Here is a 25,374-nt window from a genome sequence, read left to right as displayed (position 1 = left end):
ATCGGAGCATAAATTTATGGATTCTTCACATCACAAACTCGTTAAAACTCCCTGCTCAATACGCCAATTGGGAGATGCGGAGTACAATCACTTCTTCGGTTATTATAATAAAAGTCCTTGGAGCCAGGATGGCCGTTATATATTGGCCGATCGGGTACCCATGATGGATGCTGATTTAACCCCCGAGCTTTCTGCCGAAGTGGGTTACTTCGATACTGAAAATAATGACACCTTCCACAAGATCGGTGACACCACTACCTGGAATTGGCAGATGGGTTGCCAATTACAGTGGTTGGCAGGAAGATCGGGGCGACAGGTTATTTACAACGTGCGACTTGATCAGCCTCAAGGTCGCTATCCAAGCTTTGGCGCCGTAATTCATGACCTAGAAAGTGGTGATAAGCGATTGTTGGCTGACCCAATCTACTCTGTGGCTCCCAATAGTGACTACGCTATAACGGTCGACTTTAGTCGGCTCTACATCACTCACGAGACCATAGGTTATAGCGAAGCGGACGACAAGAAAACAGACCTGCCGCTATGCCCAGCTGATGACGGTTTATGCCGACTAGACTTGGACAGTGGCGAAACAACACTGCTGGTGAGTTATGATGAACTCAGCAAGTTTCACCATCGCGACTCCATGGATGATGCTGTTCACTGGATCAGCCATATCGAGATTAATCCAGCCTCTTCCCGCATTCTATTTTTACATCGCTGGACTAGACGTGTTGAGGACGAGACCTGCTTTATACATCGTTTGATGACCATTAATCCGGATGGTAGCGATCTGCGCCTACTGGAGTGCTCTGATCATCCACTTCCGCAACTAGAGGATAACTTTGACCCTAATGCAGTGGGTACCTACGACTACGAGAAGTCCGAGTATCAGATCTCTCATCCAATGTGGAAAGATGACAGTCACATCATCGTTTGGGGCCCCCATAATGACGCTATTCATTATCACCTCTATCACGATGCACCCAATGGTGAAGTAAAAGTAATCAGTGGTGACTTGCTTACCGAAAATGGTCACATGAGTTACTCACCAGTAGATACGCGCTGGCTGTTAACTGACACTTACCCCGATGCTGAAACTAACATTCGCAAGTTGCTCATTTACGACAATGACCAAGATGTAGCACATGAAATCGGCGAGTTTTACACTTCAGATCTCAAGAAAGTAAGCCGCTGCGATTTGCATCCTCGCTGGAATCACGACGGAACCCAAGTATGTATCGACTCGGTACACGAAAATACGCGACAGATGTATATATTAGATGTGAAGCCAGTCGTAGGAAGTTAACGGGATCTAGTGCTATAGAATAGTTTCAGGGATGAGCGAAAGGGATGAAGCCATCACATGAAATTAAAATCGAGCTGCTGAACGCAGGCTCGTTAAAATATGTAACAACAATCATCATGTCTAGAATGAACGTGCCCCTGAATCGGAGGCACGTTCTGAGATAGCTCAGCGAGCTTCTTTTTGCCTGCCAAAAAGGAGCTCTTTTGTTTTTCGACCGAAGAATTCAATTCTCGTCTAATTCTTGCAAATCCTGAGGCATGGGGTACTTGTCATGCATCTTATCCACGATAGTTGTCCATCTGCTCGCGGTGGGAATAACCTTGAAGGAAAGTCATCGGCGCCCCTGGAGGTGTATGTCCTTCCAGGGGTGCCGATAGGGCCTGTTAAGCGTTAAGCTTGGCTGCAATTTGAGCAACATGTTCACCTTGGTGGCGAGCGATACTCAACTCACGCGGGTCGGGCTGTCGAGAGCCATCACCGCCAGCAATGGTCGAGGCGCCATAAGGTGTGCCGCCACCTACTTGGGTGACATCAAACAGCTCTGGCGTGGTATAACCGATGGGGACGATTATCATGCCGTGGTGCGCCAGCGTGGTCCAGGTGGAAGTGATCGTCATTTCTTGCCCACCACCGGTACCGGTCGAAGTGAACACGCTGGCTACTTTACCGGCCAGAGCGCCTTTGGCCCATAGGCCCCCGGTTTGGTCGAAGAAATTGCGCATCTGGCCGGACATGTTGCCGAAACGAGTGGGTGTGCCTACTATGATGGCATCGTATTCTGCCAGCTCCGCCGGCGTGGCGACGGGCGCATCTTGAGCGGTCTTGCCGCCGGCAGCTGTGAACGCTTCGGCATTCATGGTTTCCGGTACACGCTTCACCGTGACCTCGACTCCAGCAACACCACGAGCGCCTTCGGCGACTGCATGCGCCATCGTCTCTATGTGGCCGTACATGGAGTGATAAATAATCAGAACTTTAGTCATTTTTATATCCTCTTTAGGTGTGGTTTGATTTGTGTCTGTACTTCTTGTCATGCGGGCGATCAGCTCACCAAGTAATCCCATCGGGAAATCTCCATGCAGCGTCCGGGGAGACGGGAATACGCCTCCTCAAAGTAATGCCATATCTGGGAACCAACAAGCCGGGCTTCTGGCTTATGCCACGTCCACCAGCACTATTTCACTGTCTTGCTGAGCACTAACCTGCAGCAGACGCTCATCGCTAATCGCCACGCCATCACCAGCAGTAGCTAGTACACCATTAACTTCGATTTGACCGCTGGCAGGAACCAGATACACCTTACGGCCGGCAGCGATATGATATTCGGTAGCTTGCCCGGCCTTTAGAGTTGCGGCGACCATACGCGCATTGGCACGGATCGGTAGCGCCTCAGTATCATCGGGCAAGCCGCTGGCGAGGGTGACAAAAGATCCGCTGCGCTCCCCCTTGGGAAAGGGCTTGGTACCCCAAGTCGGCGGTAGGCCTTTTTCATTGGGCATAATCCAGATCTGGAAGATCTGCGTCGTCTCGTCCTCTTCATTCATTTCACTGTGGGCAATGCCGGTTCCGGCACTCATTACCTGCACATCGCCTGCTTCAGTACGGCCGCTATTACCTAGGCTATCCTTGTGAGTAATTGCACCTTTGCGCACATAGGTGATGATCTCCATATCCCGGTGTGGGTGGCGCGGAAAGCCCGAATGTGCAGCGATAGTGTCGTCATTCCAGACTCTGAGATCCCCCCAATGCATGCGCTCGGGATCGTAATATTCGGCAAAGGAAAAATGGTGACGGGTGTCCAGCCAGCCATGGTGGGCGACGCCTAGCTCTTGATAAGGTCGTAGTTCGATCATTGCAGAACCTCCTCTTTGATATGGTTTTTTGCTGCCAAAACCTGCTTGGTTATGGGATCAACACCACTTTTTCTGAACCACCTTTGCTAACCTGGTGATATGCCGTAACGGCCTCTGACAGTGGTAACTCGATAAACTCACTTGGAGCTGGTAAGCCGGCGTCAAATGCAGCGCCTATTTGCGTCAGTATTTGCGCGCAATCTTCTAGGCTGTATAACAACGAGTTAACGCCGATAATCGAGCCGCCACGGCGGTATAAATCCAAGGGTGACAGACTGATTAAGCCATCCTTTGGTGCCGCAATAATCGCGACGCGGCCAAAGGTATCAAGGCTGTTTATTGCCGCTGCTAACCAGAAGCCGGTGGTATCGAAAATCACTTCTGGTGCCTGCTGTTGAAAGTGTTCCAGCGCTTGTTCTGGTAGCCGCGCCTCTTCAGTTAACTGGAAAGCGCTCATACCTTGGGCTTGCAGCTCTTGCACCGCTTCAGCACGGCGCGCAGCCAATACCACCTCGGCACCTCTTGCTTTAGCCAGCGCATGCGCAGCTTGAGCTACCGCACCGCCACCGATGATTAAAAAGCGGGTGCCAGCCTGAACCTGACTACGCTCAAGTGCATCCCAAGCGGTGATAAATGGCACTCCGCACGTCGCTGCTTGAGCAAAGCTCAGTGACTCAGGTAACAGGGCGACGGCATCGGCCGGCACCACCACATATTGCGCATGACTGCCGTCACGATAAAAACCAAAGCCCTTACCGGTGCCGCCCCAAACCGCCTTACCCTTTAGCTCTGGTGGCCCACTAATTACCACACCGGCAAAGTCTCGGCCGGGAATTCGCGGCGTGCTGGTGTAAGGAAACAACCCCAGCAGGTTCTTGATATCACTCGGGTTAATGCCCGTTGCCCGCACCTCAACCAACACCTCATCGGCTGCAGGTTCGGGTGTTGGTAGCTCGCGTAATTGTAGTGAGTCCAAAGAGCCGGTTGCTGAAAACTGTAACGCTTGCATAAGAGACCTCTATCAATGGTGGGTATGCGCCGATTGAGCTGCGGATGAATCTACAGGTCAATCGAGTTGACGCAGCATCATTCACTCGCGGCCGTGTGGACCATCGAGGTTTAATGCTGGGCCCGCCGGCACAACTCCCGTTGGGTTGATGGTGGCGTGACTGCGGTAATAGTGCTCTTTGATATGTTTCATATTGACTGTCTCGGCGACACCTGACCACTGGTACAGCTCGCGTACATAACCTGCCAGATGCGGATAATCTTCGATCTGCTTCAGGTTGCACTTAAAATGCCCGTGATACACAGCATCAAAACGGATCAGCGTGGTAAATAAACGCCAATCTGCCTCGGTGATTTTATCGCCGAGCAAGTAGCGGTTCTTCGACAAGCGCTGATCCAACTCATCCAAGGTCGCAAACAAAGGAAATACCGCCTCTTCGTAGGCGTGCTGAGTGGTAGCAAACCCCGCTTTATAGACACCATTGTTTACGTTGTGGTAAATCTGCTCGTTAAGGCTGTCAATTTGCGTGCGCAGCGCCTCTGGATAATAATCGCCAGCTTTGGCACCAATGCCGTCGAAAGCCGAGTTCAGCATGCGGATAATCTCGGAAGATTCGTTGCTGACCAACCGATTTTGCTGTTTATCCCACAGTACCGGAATCGTTACGCGCCCAGTGTACTCAGGGTCTGCGGCGGTATAAATCTGGTGCATGTACTGTGCCTGGAAGAGGGGGTCTGCGATAACACCTTCGTCTTCTTCAAAAGTCCAACCATGTTCAACCATTAGCGGGTTGACCACTGACACTGAAATCATTGACTCCAGCCCTTTCAGTTTACGAAAGATCAGCGTTCTGTGTGCCCAAGGACAGGCTAGTGAAACATATAAATGGTAGCGTCCGGCTTCGGCCTTGAACCCAGCTTCACCGGTAGGGCCGGCACTACCGTCGGCAGTGATCCAGTTGCGAAATTGCGACTCACTACGCGCGAATTTACCGCCGTTAGAGTCCGTGTCATACCATTGGTCAACCCACTGACCTTCTACAAGTAAGCCCATGTTGGTGCCTCCGTTTGTATTTGAATATGTTGGCTAGGGGAGCTTTCTCCCCTGGCGTGCCTGTGCTGTGCATAATAGGTATTGAGTGAACAGTGGCGTTATGCGCCGGAGCTCAGTGATGACGAGCGGCCTGGCTTAGCACTGTCTTTACTCGTCATGTCACTCAACTTGCGGTCCAGCGACCACTTTCCGCCGCCGTTAAACACCAATGCCACCGAGATGCCGAGCAGAGCAAGTGCAAATTCATAGCCGTTGTTACTCATAAAGAGTCCATTGGGAAGGTGAACCGTGATGATGGCGACAAGCATGGTGACTGCCAGCATGAAGGCCGCGGGCCGGGTCAGTAGTCCAATGAGTAGGGCGAGACCACCGAAGAACTCGGCACTACCCGCCGCCAGCGCCATCAGGTAGCCAGGTTCCAAGCCGATAGAAGCCATCCACTGCCCGGTGCCTTCCAGACCGTAGCCGCCAAAGCTGCCGAACAGCTTTTGAGCGCCATGGGCGACGAACATGACGCCGGCCGGAACACGAAGTGCTAGGCTGGTGAAGCTGTTGTCGGTTACAAGTACGCGCTTTATCAATTCTTTGTTCATGTGGTTATCTCCATATAGCATCAATACTGCTGTTCGATGGAGATACTATATTTAAAAGGGTTGGCAATTAATAACGGAACAATTTGAACTTTGTCATCAGGAAAACTGAACTATGATTTCGCTTATCACTCTGGATGCACTGCAGACACTCGACGCCATAGAGCGCCGCCAAAGCTTTGCCGCTGCTGCTGAAGAACTGCACCGTGTTCCGTCCGCCATTTCCTATACCGTTAACAAGCTGGAAGAGGATCTTGGCGTCGCGCTGTTTGACCGCAGCCGGCGCAAGGCAGAGCTGACCGCCACGGGGCGTCTGGTACTGGAGCAGGGCAGGCAAATTCTCAAGGCATCCGAAGAATTGACGGCGCTGGCCCGCCAGGCGGCGGACGGTTGGGAAGCAGAGCTTCGGATCTGCATCGACAGCGTACTGAGCTGCGACCCTGTATATGACTTGATTAAAGCCTTTCTGTGTATACAGCCCAAGACCGAAATACGCCTGAGTGAAGAAGTGCTCGGCGGCAGCTGGGATGCATTAAGTGACGATCGTTGTGACCTGATCATTGGGGCTGAGGGGGCTCCCCCTGCTACAGGATTCGCCCTTCACTCTCTGGGGAAAGTGGACTTTGAGTTCGCGGTAGCCACCGGTCATCCGTTGGCTAAACTGCCAATGCCGCTGCCGGCGAGTGCGATACAGGATTACCCCACCGTGATCGTGGCCGACAGCTCACGGCGCTTACCCGTCCGCTCCTCCGGCTTGTTGGATGGGCGCAGCCGCATTATCGTGCCGACCATAGGGCACAAAATAGAGGCGCAGTGTAAAGGGCTGGGCGTCGGCTATTTGCCGCTGCACCGGATTAGGCAGGAGCTGGCGGAAGGGAGATTGGAGCTGTTAACAGTGGATGCGCCACGACCCCCGGTAGAAATCTCGGTAGCTTGGCATCGCGGCGATACAGGGAAGGGACTCATGTGGTTTGTCGAGCGCCTCAAACAGATGCAGTTCGACCCCGATCTCGGCACACTCACCCGAAACCCATAGAGCCTGTTCTTTCACTATTGCCGTGTTCGGGCTGCTGCCATATCCATGTTGACGATAGCGCTCGCGTTGTTTATTTGGGTTTTCTTATTCTGGTTATTAAGGAACTAATCTTCTCTGAGAGCTTCTACCTCTGCTAGTGTTAGCCATTCGATAGACAGCTGGTTACCCTGAACATTGACCACTCCTTGGCCAGAGTTAGGCTGTGTACATTGCGTACGATAAGTAATTAAAGTGTCGAATAGTTCCATTAAGTGCATCTTGAAACCAGACTCACCAAATGCGACGTAATCAGCATTTGGAAAGCGCCAGGTCGCATGATCTAGCTGCTTCTCATTGTTACTGGAATAGATGACACTACCTACGGCGTCGCTATTTTCTAGATGTTGCCGAGCGAGCATATCCAGCCGCATTTGGTCGAAGCTTGCATCATAAGTCATCATTTATGTCCTTTTAATTAACGGCCTTTAGATACAGCCAAATGTCTTCATCATTTTTTCTAGTATTCTTTTCTGCGGGCTAGAAGCAAAGTCTGCTAAGTGGAGAATGCCTTGATCTCCTAGGATTTCTGTATTTGTCATGGCAAAAGGGAAAAAGCCAGTGTTTGATCTAGCTAGCTCTGAAAGGCCTAAGTCTTTAACTTCCGCTTCAGTTTTCCTTTCGGATTCAAGCTCAGACTCATGTAATAAAACACCAACGTGTAGCATTTTTGTGCCGTATACCATCATTAATACCAGACGGTGAGCAAAGACACCTGCCGTTACTAAGTAGAAGGAGCCTCTATTTCTAGTCCCTTTTCCTGAGCGAAAATAATTGTATTTTGATTTATACAGTAGTTCAGCTGCCTTACCCTTACGCACACTATGAATATAGGGTTCGAGTAATTCAGAGTTGTTAACATCAATCTTTGTTAGAAACCCAGAGTTAATTGCTGGCTGAAACAACTTATCTAGCTGCTCGGTTAGAACGCTGTCGAGCCAACTGGCATGAATGGCTGGTAGCTCTTTGGCAAGTTGAATCGCTTGCTGATGGTATTGTTTACCTTCCGCAATACCTGCTTCTAACACGTCTTTTAATGTTTCCACTTTACTTACATACTCCCGAGTCGCTCTTTCTGAGACGGATCTATAGTCGTTTATAGCCCAAGCTAAATTAGAGTTCTGCTCTACTATTTCCGCACATGCTTCTAACCAAGTATGAATACTTTTATTGCTGGTATTGCGCAGATAACTAAGGTTTTGATATATGGCTATTGGCTGCATTTCTGCGTTAAGCAACCGAAATGACAGATCGCAGATACTTAGAGTGCCTAAGCCATAGTTGGAAGGTCTTTGTCTGCCTTTAGTTAGGTAAATAAACAAAGTGTTATCAGCCAGCGCCGGATCTGTTGCACCAACAGCTTCAAGATAGCGAGCAACTTGGTTTTTCTGATCCTGAGCATTAAGCTTGTTCTCGATCACTATCTGACGCTTACCATCAGTTATATAGAGATCGATTTGGTTTCCTTGGCTGTTCGGAGAATATTCTTTGCGAACAGTAGCTGATGAAAGGTCTAGCCAATCTTGTCGTCCGATACTATTGAGAAACAGCTCTAGAAAACGAGAGCCTTGATAGTGCTTGCCGTTAGGGTCTAGTAGCGCGTAAATAAACCGAGTATGAAGTCTGGCTTCGTCATTTACTGATAACACGGAACTAAGCAGAGTGAAATCATTCAGTCCCTGCTTTTTCTGCTCGGTTCGTAACACCTCAAGATCGGTCAGTTCTTTAAAAAGAGAACTCCATGATTGCAAAGACAAATTGTATATCTCCAGAGTTGTGTGATGTTCTTTAATTTTTTAGCCAGAAACATCTTCACGATTGCTCAAGCAAACTTTAATTTTTAAGCTTACTCCGTGCTTACGTAGTTATTTTTATCTTATGCCCGTTGGACATAACTAAATGACAGGAACTATTTTTCAGCGCTGCCATGTGCCGATTGGTGGAGTAAATCCCTTTGTCCGCCCTTATGCAATTGAGCTATTTGTTCGCGCCGTCTACAGACCCCTCAGCGCTTGAAAAGAGGTAACAGAGAGGGGGCTTACCATGGACGGTATTTCCTGAGCTCCCATGGATGGGTTTATAGCGTGTCGTGTGAGGCTGCTCTGTTATCTCTAAAGCCAGTTCAAATAGAAGTAAAACATACTGTAATTGACGGTTACTTCCCGATACAGAACGAGCTGAAGATTTTGCCCAGCAAGTCGTCGGAGGTAAATTCGCCGGTGATTTGGCTAAGCTCTTCTTGGGCTAGGCGTAGCTCTTCGGCGACCAGTTCGCCGGCTTTGTAGACTTCAAGCTGCTCTTTGGCCATCAGCAAGTGAAGGTCGGCATTATGCAAGGCGTCTAAGTGGCGACGGCGGGCGCTGAAGCTGCCCTCGGTACCGCCCTGAAAGCCCATGCAGTCTTTTAGGTGTTCTTTCAGGGCCTCTACACCTTGGCCGGTAGTGGCAGAAATGGGATACACCGCATGCTCACCGTCGCTGACCACATCAAGGGCTTCACCACTTAAGTCGGCTTTATTGCGCACTACGGTCAGACCAATGTGTGCGGGCAAGCGGTCAATAAAGTCTGGCCAAATATCTTTGGGGTGCAGGGCATCGGTAGTAGTTCCATCAACCATAAACAGGATGCGATCCGCTTGTTCTATCTCAGCCCAAGCGCGCTCGATGCCGATGCGCTCTACCGCATCAGTGGCTTCTCGCAAACCGGCGGTGTCAATAATGTGCAGCGGCATGCCATCTAGGTGAATAAATTCGCGCAGCACATCCCGGGTAGTACCGGCAATGTCGGTGACGATGGCGGACTCTTTACCAGCCAAGGCATTGAGCAGGCTGGACTTACCGGCGTTAGGCCGACCGGCAATCACTACCTTCATGCCTTCGCGCATAATGGCGCCTTGGCGTGCTTGGCGTTGTACTTCGGTTAAGCGGTCGATAATGGCGTATAAGCCGCCGGCAATTTTGCCGTCCGAGAGAAAGTCCACTTCCTCTTCAGGAAAATCAATCGCCGCTTCCACAAAAATACGCAGGTGAGTGAGTGCTTCGACTAAGTCATGCACATGGTTGGAAAATTCACCCTGCAAGGAGTGCAGCGCTGAGCGGGCGGCTTGCTCGCTGGAGGCTTCAATAAGATCCGCGATAGCCTCGGCTTGGGCTAAGTCTAATTTGTCATTCAGAAAGGCCCGCTCACTAAACTCACCGGCTTTGGCGGGGCGCAGATTTGGCAACTCCAAAATACGCTTAATCAGCATATCTAGCACTACTGGGCCGCCGTGGCCTTGCAGCTCAAGTACGTCTTCACCGGTAAAGCTGTTGGGGCCTTTAAATAACAGCGCTATGCCTTGGTCTAGCACTTGGCCTTGGGCATCTTTAAAAGGCAGATAGTCTGCATAACGCACCTTGGGCACCTTGCCGAGCACAGCTTCTGCCACGGCGACCGCTTGTGGGCCAGAGACCCGTATTATGCCCACACCGCCACGGCCGGGGGCGGTGGCTTGCGCCACTATGGTATCAAACGACATCTGTTGTTACTCCACTACACATTCAAGGCGATTGGCAATAAAAAGGCGACCCTAGGGTCGCCTTTAGTGTATTGATTTCTGCGGCTAGCAGCCAGTAAACCTAAGCCTTAGCGTCGGGTTTGCTGTGCAGGCCTTTCTTCTCTAACTGGCGGAAGATGTACCACTGTTGAGTAATGGTCACCACGTTACTCACCAACCAGTACAGCGTTAAGCCGGCAGGGAACCACAAGAAGAAGAAGGTAAAGATGATCGGCATAAACTGCATCACTTTCTGCTGCAGCGGATCCGTCACTGTGGTGGGGCTCATCTTCTGAATTAAGAACATGCTGATACCCATCAGAATTGGCAACACAAAGTAAGGGTCACGAACCGACAAGTCATCAATCCACAGCATGAAAGGCGCATGGCGTAATTCAACTGATTCCATCAATACCCAGTACAGGGAGATGAAAATTGGCATCTGTACCACAATTGGTAAACAGCCGCCCAGCGGGTTTACTTTTTCTTTCTTATACAGCTCCATCATGCCTTGAGACATCTTCTGGCGATCATCACCAAAGCGCTCTTTTAGGGCCGCCAGTTTAGGCTGCAGCATGCGCATCTTAGCCATGGAGGTGTACTGAGCTTTGGTCAGCGGATACATAACACCGCGCACCACGAAGGTGGTCAGGATAATGGCCAGACCCCAGTTAATGGCGAAGCTCTGTAAGAAGTGCAGTAATTTAAACAGCGGCTGAGCAATAAACCATAACCAGCCATAGTCGACGGTTAAGTCGAGGTTATCGGCGGCGGCGGCCATTTTCTTTTGCAGCTTAGGACCTAACCACAGCTCTGCAGAGACAGTTTGCGTGCTGCCTGCGGCCACGGTAGTAGGCTGGGCTTTAAAGCCGATAATGGCTTGGCCTTGGTTGTTTAAGTTACGGCTGTAGATCTGATTGCCGTCTTCTAGCGGTGCAATCCACGCCGACACAAAGTAATGCTGCAACATGCCCACCCAGCCATTAGCCGTGGTTAGATTCAGGTTCGCTTCTTTTACTTTCTTAAAGTCGTACTTGGTATAACGAGTGTCATCAGTAGAGTAAGCGGGGCCGCGATAGGCAGAAGCCATCAACATATTGCCGCTCTTTTCATCAACAGAATTCACGCTTTGCTTCAATTGGCCGTAAAGCTGAGTGACTACTGGCTCAGCACTTTGGTTATCAATGTTGTAGCTCACGTTAACCACGTGGCTATCACGGGTTAAGGTAAAGACTTTGGTGAACACCACGCCGTTATCATTGGTAAAGGTCAGCGGCACACTCAAGGTGTCTTGGCCATCGGCTAAAACATAGTCGTGCTGTTCGGCTTGATAAATCGGGCGACCGGCCTTGTTCGCGTCTGGGCCATCGTTACCGATCAGGCCACTTTGCGCGATATTTACGAAGTTGGCGGTATTGCTCAACAAGGTAAACTTATCGTCAGAGTTTAGGCTGTCGTTATGCTCCAGCAGCTCAGTGCCCACAATGTCACCGCCTTGGGTGTCTATGGTCAGCTTGAGTGTATCAGAGAGCACGGTAATGAGATTACGGCTAGCGGGTGCGGCGGCGTCCGTCGGTACTTCGCCATCCACTTGCACGCTATCTGACTCAGGAACGAAGTTAGCGTCATCCGCATTATTGCCGGTTGCAGTTTGCGTGGTTTGCTGCGCTACAACGGGTGGGTTTTGATGTTCATCCCACTTTTGCCAGATGAGAAAACTCACCAGCAGCAGAGCGATAATCAGTATATTGCGTTGAGATTCCATAATTTATTATCTTCGCTTTGTCGGGACCGGATCGTGGCCACTTGGACCTAAAGGATGGCATTTTAGTAGACGCTTGAGAGTTAACCAAGCGCCTTTTAAAAAGCCGTGCAGCCGGATGGCTTCAATGGCGTATTGCGAACAGGTGGGAGTAAAGCGACACCTGGGCCCAAGCAATGGACTGATGACCACTTGGTATAGGCGAAGAATGCCTACGCTGAGTCGTTGCAACGGCGAGAAAGCGTGCGCCATAATCTATCCAGCAGTTCAAACAGCTCGTCGTTGGGTACCTCTCCGATTCCCTTTTTAGCGATCACTACAATATCGACACTGGGTAATTGATGTTGCTTTAAACGAAAGGCTTCGCGAGCAACACGTTTTACCCGGTTGCGCCAAACGGCACGTTTTAGTGCTTTTTTGGGTACAGCTAACCCAAGTCTGGGGTGACCCAATTCGTTTGGTCTGGCAAGAAGTGTGACATGTGGGGATGCGGCTCGGACAGGGTTGTCGAAGACGTTTTTAAAATGGGCGGGAGTTAACAAACGTAACTCCCGTGTAAAGGTGTGTCTGGCCATTAGGCGCTCAGACGGACACGACCTTTGGCGCGACGAGCGACCAATACTTTACGACCACCTACGGTAGCCTTGCGAGCACGGAAACCGTGGCTGCGTTTGCGCTTCAAATTTGAAGGTTGAAAAGTGCGTTTCATAGTAGTTATTACCGCTGTGTCAGTTTGCTATACAGTTTGGCCATGTACTCGACTGACGCATAAACATCACCGAGACGGCCCCACCAAAGAGGCCGAATTCTAAACAGTTCTGTTTATAACGTCAATCCACATGCCGTTGATTGACGACCTATTAGAGCAAGTATTTCAGCTCACCTAGATCGATCCCAAGATCCTTAATGATCGCGGGGCTGAAATTATACAGAGCCTTTAGCTGTTAGCAACAAAAACAAGCAGCTTACGTGTCAGGTTGTCAGTGAAAGCGGTAATGCAGGATGCTTCATTTAAGGGCTTAAGAGCAGAGCGGTGGCAGTTGAGTCGCATCGTCATGCAAATCGGTGCTGCTGCAGTAATGCATCGACAGGCAAACGGGTGTGGCACATAGCAGTGCTGACAACTCTGGTATTACATTGCCGGCGGCAGCACCTTGCGTAAAAAAGCGCGGGTGCGTGGGTCGCTAGGATCCGTGAGCATTTTTTCTGGCGGCCCTTGTTCGACGATATGGCCGCCGTCCATAAAGATGACGCGATCGGCCACTTCTCGGGCAAAGCTCATTTCGTGGGTCACCACCACCATGGTTTGGTGCGCCAAAGCCAGCTTCTTCATTAAGCCCAGCACTTCATCGACCCATTCAGGATCCAGTGCCGAGGTAGGCTCATCAAATAACATCACCTTAGCGTGGCTAACCATGGCCCGCGCTATGCCTATGCGTTGCTGCTGGCCACCGGATAAAGACGAAGGATAGGCCTCGGCTTTATCGGCCAAACCTATGTCGCCCAAAATGGCCAAGGCTTCGGCGTGAGCCTGAGCTTTGGTTTTTTTCCAGACCGTGATCAAGCCTTCGGCTATGTTGTCGCGGGCGGTTTTATTGGCAAATAACGCATAGTTTTGAAACACAAACGAGGTGCGTTTACGCAACTCTATGGCGTCTTTACTGCTGTGGTGGGCTAAATCGATGGCAAAGCCATCAATGTCTAACTGGCCGGCTTCTGGGGTTTCTAACAGATTAAGGCAACGCAACAGCGTGGATTTACCTGTACCCGAGGGCCCGAGGATCACCACAATTTCACCTTGTTTAATGTCGAGGCTAATGTCATTGAGTACTGTCTGGCCATTATAAATCTTGGTCAGATTGCGCAAAGTAATCATGGGCCTCCTAGTATGCAGCGTTAAGCCGACGCTCTAATAACGTCTGCAAGTAAGTGAAAAACACCACCACCGCCCAATAAATTAGCGCCACCGCAACAAAGGACTCAAAAAACTTAAAGCTGCTGGAAGCTTCTTTTTGCGCGGAGGCCATGATCTCGGCCACGCCCAAGGTAAAGGCCAGCGAGGTACTTTTGATCATGTCGATGAAGTAGTTCATTAACGAGGGCGTGGCGATACGCGCCGCTTGCGGCAAAATTATGCGCCGCATAGCTTGGCCCCGGGTCATGCCGATGCTGAGTGCCGCTTCCATCTGACTTTTATCGACGCTAATTATCGCCGCTCGAATCGATTCAGCCATGTAGGCTGAAAAATGCAGCGTTAAGCCAATTACGGCGGCACTAAAGGCATTGAGGCCAATAAAGATCGGCATGATTTGCGGCAGGCCGTAGTAGAGCAAAAACAGCTGTACCAGCAAGGGCGTGCCACGGAAAAAAGAAATAAACAGTCTGGCAAAAGCATTCAAGCCAAACAGCTTAAAGGTGCGGATCACCGCTAGTGCGCCCGCAATCAGCAGCGCAAATATAAAGCCGAGTAGCGCCATTTTCATGGTGGTGCCCAGATAACTGAGCAAGATAGGAAACAGCGCTAAGGTGTAGTCGAAATCAAAAGGCATATTATTGACTACTAATATCCGCACCCAACCAACGCTCTGAAATCTGCGTTAAGGTGCCATCATCGCGCATTTCACTCAGTGCTATATCTACCTCGGCGAGCAAAGCTTCTTGCTTGGGAGTTTTCAAAAACGGAAACGCGTTTTCTAAGGTATCGAAGGGCTTGCCGGCCAATTGTAATGGGAGGCCTGATTCTTTGATCAATTGCGCTGACCCGACTCTGTCCATCACAAAAGCATCGGTACGACCTAAGACCACATCCTGCTCTAGGTTGGTTTCATAGGTGATGATATTAATTTCTTTATTAGTGTCGTGCTTGCGCATCAGCTGTTCAAAGTTAGAGCCTAAGTTAACGGCGACTTTTTTGTCTTTTAGGTCGTCCAAGCCCTGAATACTGTCATTGCCTTTACGCACCACAATTTGCGCGCCATCGTAAACATAAGCACTAGAGAAGTTATATTTTTCCAGCCGCTCAGGGGTAATGGTTATTTGGTTGGCTATGGTATCGATACGGCCTGTTTCCAGCATGCCAAACAAGCCTGAGAAGCTAGTAGTAACAAACTCCACATCGCGGTCTAACCGCTTAGCGATTTCATTCCATACGTCTACTTCAAACCCTTGCAGTTTATCGAGTTTAACAAAGGTAAATGGATAATAACCACCGGACATCCCCACCTTTACGGCATCGGCCGCCAAGGCTGGCGTGAGTAGCAGTAGCGATAAGGTAAGGGCGCTACCCAATTGCTTGATTGATTTCAACATAAGGCTTCTCCTAGCGTTGCGTCTAGTACCGCCAGCGGCAGTGCCAGCAACATGACAATAAACACAGCATAAGGGATGAAAGTAGCATTGGGCTAGTTAAGAATGGTTTAGCTGGGGTGATGGGGCGTGATTTAAGCCCATGCGTTACAGCGCGAGCCTAGGCATAGCGGTAGTTGCTGAGTCTTGAAAAGCTGGGAAAGAACAAGATTAAAATACGGGGGTAGAGCGGAGCGGTAAGTAAAAATAATCAGGTGCCCGGGCGGGCACCTGTAGAGGGCTTATTCAGTGATGCTGAATGTGCCTTTCATAATGCCGATGTGGCCTGGGAACGAACAGAAGAAACTGTAATCGTCGCCCGCTTTCAGGTCGGCTGTGCTGAAGGTGATAGTGTCGCTTTCGCCGCCACCGATCAGAGCTGTGTGAGCAATAACACGCTCGTCGTCAGCTTTGATGTAGTCGTGATCGGCACCTGCGCCCATGCCATCGGTGGCAATGGCTGGCATGTCTTCAGTAGTGCTCAGCACCCAGTTATGGCCCATGGCTGCTTTTGGCATAGTGCCAGTGTGGTGCAGGGTCAGGGTCACTTCTTCACAGCTTGCTGGAACGCTCAGCTCTGATTGGTCAAACTGCATTGCATCATTACTGTTGATTTCAATAGTACAGTCATCGGCAGCAAAGGCTGGCATTGCCGCAGTTGCTGACATCAGTACCAGTCCGGCTAAATAATGTGTCTTTTTCATGCATGTCTCCTAAAGGTTTACAGGGCCCGAGTCACGGCATTAGCACAACACTAAGATGACCCAGCTCACAGTAACCCTAACATAGATTTTCTTAATGAATAGCTGGCTACATAAAGTAGTACGACAATTATGCACATTATAAATGCTGAAAACATGATCCAGATCGCACTATAGGATCCTAAGCCGGATTCGCTTGTGGGTAGCTTGTTTATAACGACAAGGATCCTGTGTATGACTCATAAGTTATACACAGATGTCAAGGATCATATTTTAGCGGATCGACACGATCCGGCTAGAGATCCGGCGCTTGCCTCAGTAGAATAACGTCCCCTTGATTGATCCCTTTGTTCCAGGAGTTCTGATGAGCGCTACGCTTTGGCAGCAGTGTCTTAACCGGCTACAAGATGAATTGCCTTCGGCAGAATTCAGTATGTGGATCCGGCCGCTGCAAGCGGAGTTGGACGAGAATACGCTTACCTTGTCTGCGCCGAACCGTTTTGTACTGGATTGGGTACGGGATAAATATTTATTGCGCATTAACAGCCTACTCAGTGAATTCTGCGGCAGTAATTGTCCGCAGATGAAATTTGAGGTGGGTAAAAAGCGCGCGCCAGTTAAATTAATGGCCAATAACGAAAGCAGCCAGCCAAGTGCCGTCAGTCAGCCTAATCATAAAGCTGCAGCGCCTGCACATATGGTGCCTTCTTGGATTGAGCGGGCGGAAGATAAGCCAGAGCTGATTTACAAGAGCAATGTAAATGCCAACTACACCTTCGATAACTTCGTCGAAGGTAAGTCGAACCAGCTGGCACGCGCGGCGGCTCAACAGGTAGCCGAGAACCCGGGTGGCGCTTATAACCCGCTGTTTTTGTATGGCGGCACCGGTTTGGGTAAAACTCACCTATTGCACGCGGTGGCCAATGGCATACGGGCGCGCAAAGCCGATGCCAAAGTCATTTACATGCATTCAGAACGCTTCGTGCAAGACATGGTAAAAGCGCTACAAAACAACGCCATTGAAGAATTTAAGCGCTATTACCGTAGCGTCGATGCTTTGCTAATCGATGATATTCAGTTTTTTGCTAATAAAGAGCGCTCCCAAGAAGAGTTCTTTCATACCTTTAACGCCCTGTTAGAAGGTAATCAGCAAATTATTTTGACCTCAGATCGCTATCCAAAAGAGATAGTGGGCGTAGAGGATCGTTTGAAGTCGCGCTTTGGTTGGGGCTTAACGGTGGCCATAGAGCCGCCGGAGCTCGAAACTCGGGTCGCGATTTTGATGCGCAAAGCCGATGAAAATAAAATGCGCCTGCCCCACGAAGTGGCGTTTTTTATCGCCAAGCGCTTGCGTTCTAACGTGCGTGAATTAGAAGGCGCATTGAACCGCGTAATGGCCAATGCCAACTTTACTGGCCGTGCCATTAATATCGATTTTGTGCGCGAAGCACTGCGTGACTTACTGGCGCTGCAAGAAAAGCTGGTGACCATGGATAATATCCAGAAAACCGTGGCCGAATACTATAAAATAAAGCTGTCAGACATCTTATCTAAGCGTCGTTCGCGCTCGGTAGCGCGCCCTCGCCAAGTGGCCATGGCCTTGTCTAAAGAGCTCACCAACCACTCCTTACCGGAGATTGGTGATGCCTTTGGTGGCCGCGACCACACTACCGTGCTGCACGCTTGTCGGAAAATCGCTCAGCTGCGCGAAGAAAGTCATGATATAAAGGAAGATTACTCTAATCTTATCCGCACCTTATCTTCCTGAATCGGAGAGCCCCATGCAGTTTACTATCAGCCGCGAAGCCCTATTGCGTCCTCTGCAACTGGTGTCCAGTGCCTTGGGTGGCCGTCCTAATCTGCCGATCCTAAATAATATCTTGCTCAGCGTGAGTGATAACGCCTTATTGATGACCGGCACCGATACCGAAGTGGAAATGATCGCCCGCGTTGAACTGCAGGGTAACGTCACCGACGGTCGCACTACGGTACCGGCGCGCAAGATGTTGGACTTGTGCCGCGGGCTGCCCGATGGCGCCGAGCTTAAATTTAGCCAAGAAGGCGAGCGCCTTATTTTGCGCTCGGGGCGCAGCCGTTTTAATTTAGCGACCCTGGCCGCCGAAGACTTCCCTAATATTGAAGAGTGGAGCTCGGAGCTGGAGTTCGACATCAATCAGCTGGCATTAAAGAAGCTGATAGAGTCGACGCAGTTTTCGATGGCGGTACAAGATGTGCGCTATTATCTCAACGGCATGCTGTTTGAAACTGACGGCCAGTTGCTGCGCACCGTGGCCACCGATGGTCACCGCTTGGCCACTTGTCAGCGCGAGCTATTGTCTGAATCACTGCCGGCACAACAAGTAATAGTGCCGCGCAAAGGGGTGCTAGAGCTGGTAAAATTGCTGGAGCATGACGACCAAGACGTGCGCCTACAAATCGGTAAAAACAACATTCGCGCCGTGACGGCGGGCTTTACGTTTACTTCTAAGCTAGTCGACGGTCGCTTTCCGGATTATCGCCGCGTTTTACCGCGCGAATGCGATAAGACACTGATTTGTGGTCGTGAAGAATTGCGCCAAGCTTTTTCTCGAGCGGCCATTTTATCGAATGAGAAATTTCGTGGCGTGCGCTTAAACATGCAAGCCCAAGTGCTGAAAATTACCGCCAACAACCCAGAGCAAGAAGAAGCCGAGGAAGTATTGGACGTGGATTACCAAGGCACGGATTTGGAAATCGGCTTTAACGTCTCCTATGTGCTGGATGTGTTAGGCACCCTCAAGTCCGATAAAGTAAAAATTAGCCTGAAAGACGCCAGCAGCAGTGGCTTGATTGAGGCGGAAGATTGCGGAGATGCACTGTACGTTGTGATGCCGATGCGACTCTAAGCATGGCCTTGCTGAATCTACAGTTAAAAGATTTTCGTAATATTGCCCATGGCCGCTTAGTACCGGCTGCGGGCATTAATGTGCTTATTGGGCCGAACGGCAGCGGTAAGACCAGTATTTTGGAAGCCATTCACTATTTAGGCATAGGGCGTTCGTTTCGCACCCACTTAACAGGGCGGGTGATCCACCAAGGCGAAACGGCCTTTACCTTGTTCGCGCGTATTGCGCAGGGCGATGACGATAGTTTACCGATTGGGTTAAGCAAAACCCGCGGTGGCGGCACCCGACTTAAAGTAGGCGGGCGGCTTGCCGAGCGTTTATCGGATCTGGCCCACATATTGCCCATTCAGTTGATCCACCCAGAAGGGTATAATCTATTAACTGGCGGTCCTAAATTACGCCGCGCCTATCTGGATTGGGGGTTATTTTACTCCAACGCCCGCTTTTTTAGCGTGTGGGGTCAGTATCGGCGCTTGTTAAAGCAACGCAATGCTCTGTTGCGCCGTCAGCGGCCGGAGAGCGAATTACGCTTTTGGGATCAACAATTAGTGGCCACGGCCGAAGATTTGAGTCTATTCAGGCAGCAATACGCCGAGGCTATAGAGCCAGTAATACGCGAAATTGCCCGGGATTTTCTGCCTGAGTACGATTTTAGTTTTGATTTTTTTCGCGGTTGGGACCGGCAAGTCGAGCTGGCTCAAGTGTTAGAGCAGGGTCTGGAGCGAGATCTTGGTTTAGGGTATACCCATTCTGGGCCCCATAAAGCCGAAATCCGCATCAAGGCGCGGGGTATGCCGGTGCAAGACTTATTGTCTCGCGGCCAGCTTAAATTGCTGGTGTGCGCCATGCGCTTGGCCCAAGGCCGGTACCTGAAAACCCAATCCAATCAGGATTGTATTTTTTTAATCGACGACTTTGCGTCTGAGCTGGATGAACACAAGCGGGCCTTACTGGCACACCAATTAAATGAGTTGGGTGCTCAGGTGTTTGTGTCCGCTATCGATGTGTCCCAGCTCAGTCAAATGATCACACGGGATAACAGCAAGCTGTTTCATGTGAAACAGGGTGAAATCACCGAAACCCAGGAGTGCGAGTAAGCCAATGAGTGAACACACTTACGACTCTTCGAGTATTAAGGTATTAAAAGGTCTGGATGCCGTCCGTAAACGTCCGGGTATGTATATCGGCGATACCGATGATGGCTCCGGCCTTCACCACATGGTGTTTGAGGTGGTGGATAACTCGATAGATGAGTCCTTAGCCGGGCACTGTAAAGACATAGTAGTCATCATCCACAGCGATGGCTCAGTGTCTGTATCCGATGATGGCCGTGGCATTCCCGTGGGCATTCACGAAGAAGAAGGCCGCTCTGCCGCCGAAGTTATCATGACCGTGTTACACGCGGGCGGTAAGTTCGACGATAACTCCTATAAAGTCTCCGGTGGTTTGCACGGTGTTGGGGTGTCGGTCGTAAACGCACTTTCTGAGAAATTGCTGCTGACCATTTGGCGCGACGGCAAGGTGCATGAGCAGACCTATCGCCATGGGGTGCCACAAGCGCCGTTAGCGGTAGTGGGCGACACGGCAAAATCCGGTACTTTAATCCGGTTTTGGCCGAGCCACGACACCTTCACCAACACCGAATTCCATTTTGAAATTTTAGCCAAGCGTCTGCGCGAGCTGTCATTCCTTAACTCGGGTATCTCGATTAAGTTGACCGATGAGCAGACCGATAAAGCCGCGCATTTTGAATATGAAGGCGGCATCCGTGCTTTCGTGGAATATCTAAACCAGAACAAAACGCCGATCCATCCCAAGCCCTTTCACTTTGTCAGTGAAGAAGAAGGCGGTATTACGGTGGAAGTGGCGATGCAGTGGAATGACTCTTACCAAGAGAACGTGTTCTGCTTCACCAACAACATTCCTCAGCGTGATGGTGGCGCTCACTTGGCCGGTTTTAGAGGTGCATTAACCCGTACCTTAAATAACTTTATGGACAAGGAAGGTTACAGCAAGAAAGCCAAGACTTCGGCGTCTGGCGATGATGCTCGTGAAGGCTTAACGGCGGTGATTTCGGTGAAAGTGCCGGATCCTAAGTTCTCCTCACAAACTAAAGATAAGTTAGTGTCTTCTGAGGTGAGAACCGCCGTTGAACAGGCCATGAACGAGCGCTTGAGCGAATATTTGCTGGAAAACCCCGCCGACGCCAAAATCGTAGTGACCAAAATCATCGATGCGGCTCGTGCCCGTGAAGCGGCCCGTAAAGCCCGTGATATGACTCGCCGTAAAGGCGCGCTGGATTTGGCCGGTTTACCGGGCAAGTTGGCGGATTGTCAAGAAAAAGATCCCGCATTATCTGAACTCTACATAGTGGAGGGTGACTCGGCCGGTGGTTCTGCCAAGCAAGGCCGTAACCGTAAAAATCAGGCTATTTTGCCGTTGAAGGGTAAGATCCTCAACGTCGAAAAAGCCCGCTTCGATAAGATGCTGTCATCTCAAGAAGTGGCGACCTTAATCACCGCTTTAGGCTGTGGTATTGGTCGTGACGAATACAATCCGGATAAGCTGCGTTATCACTACATCATCATCATGACCGATGCGGACGTGGATGGTGCGCATATTCGCACGCTCTTGCTGACCTTCTTCTATCGTCAGATGCCAGAAATCGTTGAGCGTGGCTACATCTATATCGCGCAGCCGCCTTTGTATAAGGTGAAAAAAGGCAAGCACGAGCAGTATCTGAAAGATGAAGATGCGATGCTGGAATACCAGACCAATATGGCTCTGGATGGCGCTAGCTTGCACGTTAACGAGTCTGCACCCGCCATTGGCGGTGAGCATCTTGAGAAGCTGGTGAAGAATTTCCGTAAAGTGGAAATTCTCATTGAGCGCTTAGCTCGTCGCGCGCCAGAGGTAGTGTTAAACGAGCTGATTTATCAGCCGGCGTTAACGCTAGAAGCGCTGAGTGATGAAGCTCAGGTCGCCACTTGGGTGAAAAATATCAACGAGTCCTTAATCGTCGATAATACCCACGGTGCCGAATATATACTCGAGTATGAATACTTCGAGGAGCGCAGCTGCTACTTGCCAAAAGTTAAAGTACGCCAGCACGGCATAGACCGCGAATTCCCGATCAGCTACGACTTCTTTGCCTCTGGCGAATATCGCAGCATCGTTGAGTTAGGCGAAGGTATCGCCAACTTGATGGAAGAGGGCGGCTACGTGAAGCGCGGTGAAAAAACCAAGCCAGTCGACAATTTTGCTGAAGGTCTAGAATGGCTGATGCAAGAAAGTAAGCGTGGCCTCTATGTGCAGCGTTATAAAGGCTTGGGCGAAATGAACCCCGATCAGCTGTGGGAAACCACCATGGATCCGGGCTCGCGCCGCATGCTGCAGGTAAAGATTGAAGATGCCATCGCCGCGGATCAGCTGTTCTCGACCCTGATGGGCGATCACGTAGAACCTCGTCGTGAGTTCATCGAAGCCAACGCCTTGCGCGTAGCTAACCTAGATATATAACCGCTATTGGCGCTACGCTTTATGGTGAATGCCGTCCTTGAGGGGCGGCATTTTTTTATCGCACAGTATCGATTTTTAGCTGGGCTGGTACACTGGCCCGAGAGAAATATTCAAGATTCATATTAAGGACAGCATGATGAGTAATGATAAACGTCGCCAGTATTCCAGTCAGGTGGTAGATGGCCCTACTAAAGCACCGGCCCGCTCTATGTTGCGCGCCGTGGGTTTTACCGACGAAGACTTCAAAAAACCGCAGGTGGGCATTGCTTCCACTTGGAGTAATCTCACCCCTTGTAACATGCACATCGACAAGCTGGCGGTAGAAGCCGGCGTGGGTGCGGATGCGGCAGGTGGCAAGAGCATCATCTTTAATACCATTACTATTTCTGATGGTATTGCCAATGGCACCATCGGCATGAAGTATTCTTTGGTGTCCCGCGAAGTGATTGCCGACTCCATTGAAACCGTAGCCGGTTGTGAAGGTTTCGATGGCATAGTCGCCATCGGTGGCTGTGATAAGAACATGCCGGGCTGCATTATCGGCATGGCGCGTTTAGACCGTCCCTCAGTGTTCGTATATGGCGGCACCATAGCTCCGGGCGCCAATCACACCGATATTATTTCGGTATTTGAGGCCGTAGGCTCTTATGCCAAGGGCGACATGTCGCTGATTGATGTTAAGCAAATCGAAGACACCGCCATTCCAGGCCCGGGTGCCTGTGGCGGCATGTATACCGCCAATACTATGGCCTCGGCCATTGAAGCCATGGGCATGAGCTTGCCTAATAGCTCGGCGCAAAATGCCGTTTCTAATAATAAGATGCAAGATTGTCGTGACGCAGGGGCGGCGGTCTTGCACCTGTTAGAGCATGACATTAAGCCGTCAGATATTATGACCAAAGACGCCTTTGAGAACGCCATCACAGTGGTGATTGCACTCGGCGGTTCTACCAATGCGGTATTGCACCTGTTGGCCATGGCTCATGCCATTAATGTAGAACTGAGTCTGGAAGATTTCGTGCGCATCGGTGAGCGAGTGCCAGTATTAGCGGACTTGCGCCCAAGCGGTCATTACATGATGTCTGAGTTAGTGGCCATTGGTGGTATTCAGCCGCTGATGAAAATCTTACTGGATGCCGGTTTACTGCACGGCGACTGCCTAACCGTAACCGGTAAGACCATGGCGGAAAACTTAAAAGACGTCACGCCATACCCTACCGGCCAAACCATTATTCGCCCCTTGGATAACCCGATTAAGAAAGACAGCCACTTACGAGTATTGTTTGGCAACTTAGCACCAGAAGGCTCGGTGGCAAAAATTACCGGTAAAGAAGGCTTGGCGTTTACCGGTCCGGCCCGCGTATTTGGTTCAGAAGAAGAAACCTTAGAGCGTATTTTGGACGGCACCGTTAAAGCGGGTGATGTACTAGTGATCCGCTACGAAGGCCCTAAAGGCGGCCCTGGCATGCGTGAAATGCTCAGCCCCACCTCTGCCATTATGGGCAAGGGTTTGGGCCAAGATGTGGCACTGATCACTGACGGTCGCTTCTCTGGCGGCAGTCACGGTTTTGTAGTGGGCCATATTTCTCCAGAAGCCCAGCAGGGCGGCCCATTGGCAATAGTGGAAGATGGCGACATTATCACTATCGATGCCGAAACCAATAAGCTGGAAGTACAGCTGACCGATGCGGAAATTGCAGCACGCCTCGCCAAGTGGCAAGCGCCGGCGCCTAATTATCGTCGTGGTGTATTAGCCAAATACGCCCACACCGTAAGCTCGGCTTCCACCGGTGCAGTTACCGATAATTTTTAAGTTTAGTGAATAGTATCTCGTCATCCTGACGCAAGTCAGGATCTCGCTGCCTAGAGATACCGGGATAAGCCCGGTATGACAGTGGTTAGTAAACAAAAAAGATCCTGCGGGATCTTTTTTTGTTTAAAAATTCAGCCATAGCTCTTGAAAGTATCAGGCTGTGCCCTTATCTATTAGTTAAGGCAAGAGAGTCGCTCGCTTGAGGGCTCTAGGGTTTCCTAGAAAGTTTTTTAGGAAATAGTTGCTGATTAAGGTTAACGCTCGTCCATATGGAGAGCACATTCAACATCGCTCATTTGAGGATATAAATATATGTCACGTTTTGATCTTACTCCCCTGTACCGTACTGCCATTGGCTTTGATCGTTTAGCATCCATGATGGAAAACGCCAGTAATAGCAGCAGTAATAACGGTTATCCCCCTTACAATATTGAGCTGCTCAGCGAAAACCATTACCGAATTTCGATGGCGGTGGCCGGTTTTGCCGATGCGGATCTAGAAATTACCAGTCACGAAAATAGCCTGACCGTAAAAGGCACTAAAGAGCAGCCTGAAACGCAGAAAAACTTTTTATATCAGGGTATCGCCGAGCGCGGCTTCGAGCGTCGCTTCCAGTTGGCCGACCACGTTAAAGTAACCGGCGCCGATATGGAAAATGGCCTACTGCACATTGATTTAGTGCGCGACGTGCCAGAAGCGGCTAAGCCCAAAAATATTGCCATCGGCCAAGCTAGCTAACTTTTCCTGATTGAGTAAACCAAAACGCCGACCCTAGGGTCGGCGTTTTTGCTTGGCTTGATATCTACCCACCATTCAAACCTAAAGATTTTTTGCCACGGAAGAACACGGAACGCACGGAAAAATTAAGATTAAGACTAAAATCGAAATTTTTACGGTTAAGAATTTACGAATAATTCGTTCTATTAAGTGT

General features: G+C 50.2%; 24 protein-coding genes. 8 read left to right on the top strand and 16 right to left on the bottom strand.

Annotated elements, in window-relative coordinates; translation table 11 throughout:
- Positions 1–16: 16 nt before the first annotated feature.
- A complete protein-coding gene (locus CBP31_RS07280) occupies positions 17–1,306 on the top strand; it encodes a hypothetical protein (RefSeq protein ID WP_087035893.1) in 1,290 nt (429 codons plus the stop codon).
- Between the two features lie 383 nt (positions 1,307–1,689).
- Here the strand turns inward: CBP31_RS07280 and wrbA are convergent, their stop codons facing one another.
- From wrbA to CBP31_RS07255, 5 genes are all read right to left on the bottom strand, one after another.
- On the bottom strand, positions 1,690–2,289 hold the full coding sequence (gene wrbA, locus CBP31_RS07275) for an NAD(P)H:quinone oxidoreductase (RefSeq protein ID WP_087035891.1): 600 nt from the start codon (positions 2,287–2,289) through the stop codon (positions 1,690–1,692).
- Positions 2,290–2,460: 171 nt separating this feature from the next.
- On the bottom strand, positions 2,461–3,159 hold the full coding sequence (locus CBP31_RS07270; protein ID WP_087035889.1) for a pirin family protein: 699 nt from the start codon (positions 3,157–3,159) through the stop codon (positions 2,461–2,463).
- Positions 3,160–3,208: 49 nt separating this feature from the next.
- Entirely contained in the window at positions 3,209–4,168 is a 960-nt protein-coding gene (locus tag CBP31_RS07265; RefSeq protein WP_087035887.1) for a quinone oxidoreductase family protein, read from the bottom strand.
- 81 nt (positions 4,169–4,249) lie between these two features.
- A complete protein-coding gene (locus tag CBP31_RS07260) occupies positions 4,250–5,221 on the bottom strand; it encodes a glutathione S-transferase family protein (RefSeq protein ID WP_087035885.1) in 972 nt (323 codons plus the stop codon).
- A 98-nt stretch (positions 5,222–5,319) separates the two neighbouring features.
- Positions 5,320–5,814: a DoxX family protein gene (locus CBP31_RS07255; protein WP_087035883.1), complete on the bottom strand. Its 495-nt coding sequence runs from the start codon at positions 5,812–5,814 to the stop codon at positions 5,320–5,322.
- Between the two features lie 112 nt (positions 5,815–5,926).
- Here CBP31_RS07255 and CBP31_RS07250 point away from each other — a divergent pair, with 112 nt between their 5' ends.
- Positions 5,927–6,847 (top strand): LysR family transcriptional regulator, encoded by a 921-nt coding sequence (locus CBP31_RS07250; RefSeq protein ID WP_174664625.1) that lies wholly within the window; start codon positions 5,927–5,929, stop codon positions 6,845–6,847.
- Positions 6,848–6,951: 104 nt separating this feature from the next.
- On the opposite strand, the gene CBP31_RS07245 is transcribed toward CBP31_RS07250, so the two are convergent.
- From CBP31_RS07245 to azu, 11 genes are all read right to left on the bottom strand, one after another.
- A complete protein-coding gene (locus CBP31_RS07245) occupies positions 6,952–7,287 on the bottom strand; it encodes a hypothetical protein (RefSeq protein ID WP_151898797.1) in 336 nt (111 codons plus the stop codon).
- A gap of 24 nt (positions 7,288–7,311) precedes the next feature.
- The gene (locus CBP31_RS07240; protein ID WP_161492511.1) at positions 7,312–8,640 is read right to left on the bottom strand and encodes a PDDEXK-like family protein; all 1,329 of its coding nucleotides are present in this window, start codon (positions 8,638–8,640) and stop codon (positions 7,312–7,314) included.
- 398 nt (positions 8,641–9,038) lie between these two features.
- Positions 9,039–10,400 (bottom strand): tRNA uridine-5-carboxymethylaminomethyl(34) synthesis GTPase MnmE, encoded by a 1,362-nt coding sequence (gene mnmE, locus CBP31_RS07235; protein WP_087035877.1) that lies wholly within the window; start codon positions 10,398–10,400, stop codon positions 9,039–9,041.
- A 100-nt stretch (positions 10,401–10,500) separates the two neighbouring features.
- The gene (gene yidC / locus CBP31_RS07230) at positions 10,501–12,183 is read right to left on the bottom strand and encodes a membrane protein insertase YidC (protein ID WP_087035875.1); all 1,683 of its coding nucleotides are present in this window, start codon (positions 12,181–12,183) and stop codon (positions 10,501–10,503) included.
- Between the two features lie 6 nt (positions 12,184–12,189).
- On the bottom strand, positions 12,190–12,432 hold the full coding sequence (yidD, locus tag CBP31_RS07225) for a membrane protein insertion efficiency factor YidD (protein ID WP_087035873.1): 243 nt from the start codon (positions 12,430–12,432) through the stop codon (positions 12,190–12,192).
- Complete coding sequence (gene rnpA, locus CBP31_RS07220; protein WP_087035871.1) at positions 12,393–12,755, bottom strand: ribonuclease P protein component; 363 nt, start codon at positions 12,753–12,755, stop codon at positions 12,393–12,395. The genes yidD and rnpA overlap by 40 nt, the downstream gene beginning before the upstream one ends.
- Positions 12,755–12,889: a 50S ribosomal protein L34 gene (gene rpmH / locus CBP31_RS07215; RefSeq protein WP_087035869.1), complete on the bottom strand. Its 135-nt coding sequence runs from the start codon at positions 12,887–12,889 to the stop codon at positions 12,755–12,757. Before rpmH ends, rnpA begins: the two co-directional genes overlap by 1 nt.
- Positions 12,890–13,312: 423 nt before the next feature.
- Complete coding sequence (locus tag CBP31_RS07210) at positions 13,313–14,056, bottom strand: amino acid ABC transporter ATP-binding protein (protein ID WP_087035867.1); 744 nt, start codon at positions 14,054–14,056, stop codon at positions 13,313–13,315.
- A 7-nt stretch (positions 14,057–14,063) separates the two neighbouring features.
- Positions 14,064–14,729, bottom strand: coding sequence for an amino acid ABC transporter permease (locus CBP31_RS07205; RefSeq protein WP_087035865.1), 666 nt, complete (start codon positions 14,727–14,729; stop codon positions 14,064–14,066).
- A 1-nt stretch (position 14,730) separates the two neighbouring features.
- On the bottom strand, positions 14,731–15,489 hold the full coding sequence (locus CBP31_RS07200) for an amino acid ABC transporter substrate-binding protein (RefSeq protein ID WP_087035863.1): 759 nt from the start codon (positions 15,487–15,489) through the stop codon (positions 14,731–14,733).
- A gap of 278 nt (positions 15,490–15,767) precedes the next feature.
- Entirely contained in the window at positions 15,768–16,229 is a 462-nt protein-coding gene (azu, locus tag CBP31_RS07195; protein WP_087035861.1) for an azurin, read from the bottom strand.
- 361 nt (positions 16,230–16,590) lie between these two features.
- Between azu and dnaA the strand changes: the two genes are divergently transcribed.
- The 6 genes from dnaA to CBP31_RS07165 all read left to right on the top strand — a co-directional run bounded on the left by dnaA (position 16,591) and on the right by CBP31_RS07165 (position 25,181).
- Positions 16,591–17,994 carry a chromosomal replication initiator protein DnaA gene (gene dnaA / locus CBP31_RS07190; RefSeq protein WP_087035859.1) on the top strand — a complete coding sequence of 468 codons (1,404 nt, stop codon included), beginning with the start codon at positions 16,591–16,593 and terminating at the stop codon, positions 17,992–17,994.
- A gap of 13 nt (positions 17,995–18,007) precedes the next feature.
- Positions 18,008–19,111 carry a DNA polymerase III subunit beta gene (gene dnaN, locus CBP31_RS07185; RefSeq protein ID WP_087035858.1) on the top strand — a complete coding sequence of 368 codons (1,104 nt, stop codon included), beginning with the start codon at positions 18,008–18,010 and terminating at the stop codon, positions 19,109–19,111.
- 2 nt (positions 19,112–19,113) lie between these two features.
- Positions 19,114–20,208, top strand: a complete 1,095-nt coding sequence (recF, locus tag CBP31_RS07180) for a DNA replication/repair protein RecF (RefSeq protein ID WP_087035856.1) — start codon at positions 19,114–19,116, stop codon at positions 20,206–20,208.
- 4 nt (positions 20,209–20,212) lie between these two features.
- Complete coding sequence (gene gyrB, locus CBP31_RS07175; RefSeq protein ID WP_087035854.1) at positions 20,213–22,630, top strand: DNA topoisomerase (ATP-hydrolyzing) subunit B; 2,418 nt, start codon at positions 20,213–20,215, stop codon at positions 22,628–22,630.
- Positions 22,631–22,763: 133 nt separating this feature from the next.
- The gene (gene ilvD, locus CBP31_RS07170) at positions 22,764–24,443 is read left to right on the top strand and encodes a dihydroxy-acid dehydratase (RefSeq protein WP_227875184.1); all 1,680 of its coding nucleotides are present in this window, start codon (positions 22,764–22,766) and stop codon (positions 24,441–24,443) included.
- Between the two features lie 312 nt (positions 24,444–24,755).
- The gene (locus tag CBP31_RS07165) at positions 24,756–25,181 is read left to right on the top strand and encodes an Hsp20 family protein (protein WP_087035850.1); all 426 of its coding nucleotides are present in this window, start codon (positions 24,756–24,758) and stop codon (positions 25,179–25,181) included.
- Positions 25,182–25,374: the final 193 nt, after the last annotated feature.

Source organism: Oceanisphaera profunda, assembly GCF_002157895.1.
GTDB classification, from domain to species: Bacteria; Pseudomonadota; Gammaproteobacteria; order Enterobacterales; family Aeromonadaceae; genus Oceanimonas; species Oceanimonas profunda.
The sequence above is the reverse complement of the archived record's forward strand: the minus strand, read 5'-3'. Positions and strand labels throughout refer to the sequence as shown.

Excerpts from the sequence above, each read along its gene's own strand:
- CBP31_RS07280 (WP_087035893.1), top strand. The coding sequence starts at position 17 with ATGGATTCTTCACATCACAAACTCGTTAAAACTCCCTGCTCAATACGC.
- wrbA (WP_087035891.1), bottom strand. The coding sequence starts at position 2,289 with ATGACTAAAGTTCTGATTATTTATCACTCCATGTACGGCCACATAGAG.
- CBP31_RS07270 (WP_087035889.1), bottom strand. The coding sequence starts at position 3,159 with ATGATCGAACTACGACCTTATCAAGAGCTAGGCGTCGCCCACCATGGC.
- CBP31_RS07265 (WP_087035887.1), bottom strand. The coding sequence starts at position 4,168 with ATGCAAGCGTTACAGTTTTCAGCAACCGGCTCTTTGGACTCACTACAA.
- CBP31_RS07260 (WP_087035885.1), bottom strand. The coding sequence starts at position 5,221 with ATGGGCTTACTTGTAGAAGGTCAGTGGGTTGACCAATGGTATGACACG.
- CBP31_RS07255 (WP_087035883.1), bottom strand. The coding sequence starts at position 5,814 with ATGAACAAAGAATTGATAAAGCGCGTACTTGTAACCGACAACAGCTTC.
- CBP31_RS07250 (WP_174664625.1), top strand. The coding sequence starts at position 5,927 with ATGATTTCGCTTATCACTCTGGATGCACTGCAGACACTCGACGCCATA.
- CBP31_RS07245 (WP_151898797.1), bottom strand. The coding sequence starts at position 7,287 with ATGATGACTTATGATGCAAGCTTCGACCAAATGCGGCTGGATATGCTC.
- mnmE (WP_087035877.1), bottom strand. The coding sequence starts at position 10,400 with ATGTCGTTTGATACCATAGTGGCGCAAGCCACCGCCCCCGGCCGTGGC.
- yidC (WP_087035875.1), bottom strand. The coding sequence starts at position 12,183 with ATGGAATCTCAACGCAATATACTGATTATCGCTCTGCTGCTGGTGAGT.
- yidD (WP_087035873.1), bottom strand. The coding sequence starts at position 12,432 with ATGGCGCACGCTTTCTCGCCGTTGCAACGACTCAGCGTAGGCATTCTT.
- rnpA (WP_087035871.1), bottom strand. The coding sequence starts at position 12,755 with ATGGCCAGACACACCTTTACACGGGAGTTACGTTTGTTAACTCCCGCC.
- rpmH (WP_087035869.1), bottom strand. The coding sequence starts at position 12,889 with ATGAAACGCACTTTTCAACCTTCAAATTTGAAGCGCAAACGCAGCCAC.
- CBP31_RS07210 (WP_087035867.1), bottom strand. The coding sequence starts at position 14,056 with ATGATTACTTTGCGCAATCTGACCAAGATTTATAATGGCCAGACAGTA.
- CBP31_RS07205 (WP_087035865.1), bottom strand. The coding sequence starts at position 14,729 with ATGCCTTTTGATTTCGACTACACCTTAGCGCTGTTTCCTATCTTGCTC.
- CBP31_RS07200 (WP_087035863.1), bottom strand. The coding sequence starts at position 15,489 with ATGTTGAAATCAATCAAGCAATTGGGTAGCGCCCTTACCTTATCGCTA.
- azu (WP_087035861.1), bottom strand. The coding sequence starts at position 16,229 with ATGAAAAAGACACATTATTTAGCCGGACTGGTACTGATGTCAGCAACT.
- dnaA (WP_087035859.1), top strand. The coding sequence starts at position 16,591 with ATGAGCGCTACGCTTTGGCAGCAGTGTCTTAACCGGCTACAAGATGAA.
- dnaN (WP_087035858.1), top strand. The coding sequence starts at position 18,008 with ATGCAGTTTACTATCAGCCGCGAAGCCCTATTGCGTCCTCTGCAACTG.
- recF (WP_087035856.1), top strand. The coding sequence starts at position 19,114 with ATGGCCTTGCTGAATCTACAGTTAAAAGATTTTCGTAATATTGCCCAT.
- gyrB (WP_087035854.1), top strand. The coding sequence starts at position 20,213 with ATGAGTGAACACACTTACGACTCTTCGAGTATTAAGGTATTAAAAGGT.
- ilvD (WP_227875184.1), top strand. The coding sequence starts at position 22,764 with ATGATGAGTAATGATAAACGTCGCCAGTATTCCAGTCAGGTGGTAGAT.
- CBP31_RS07165 (WP_087035850.1), top strand. The coding sequence starts at position 24,756 with ATGTCACGTTTTGATCTTACTCCCCTGTACCGTACTGCCATTGGCTTT.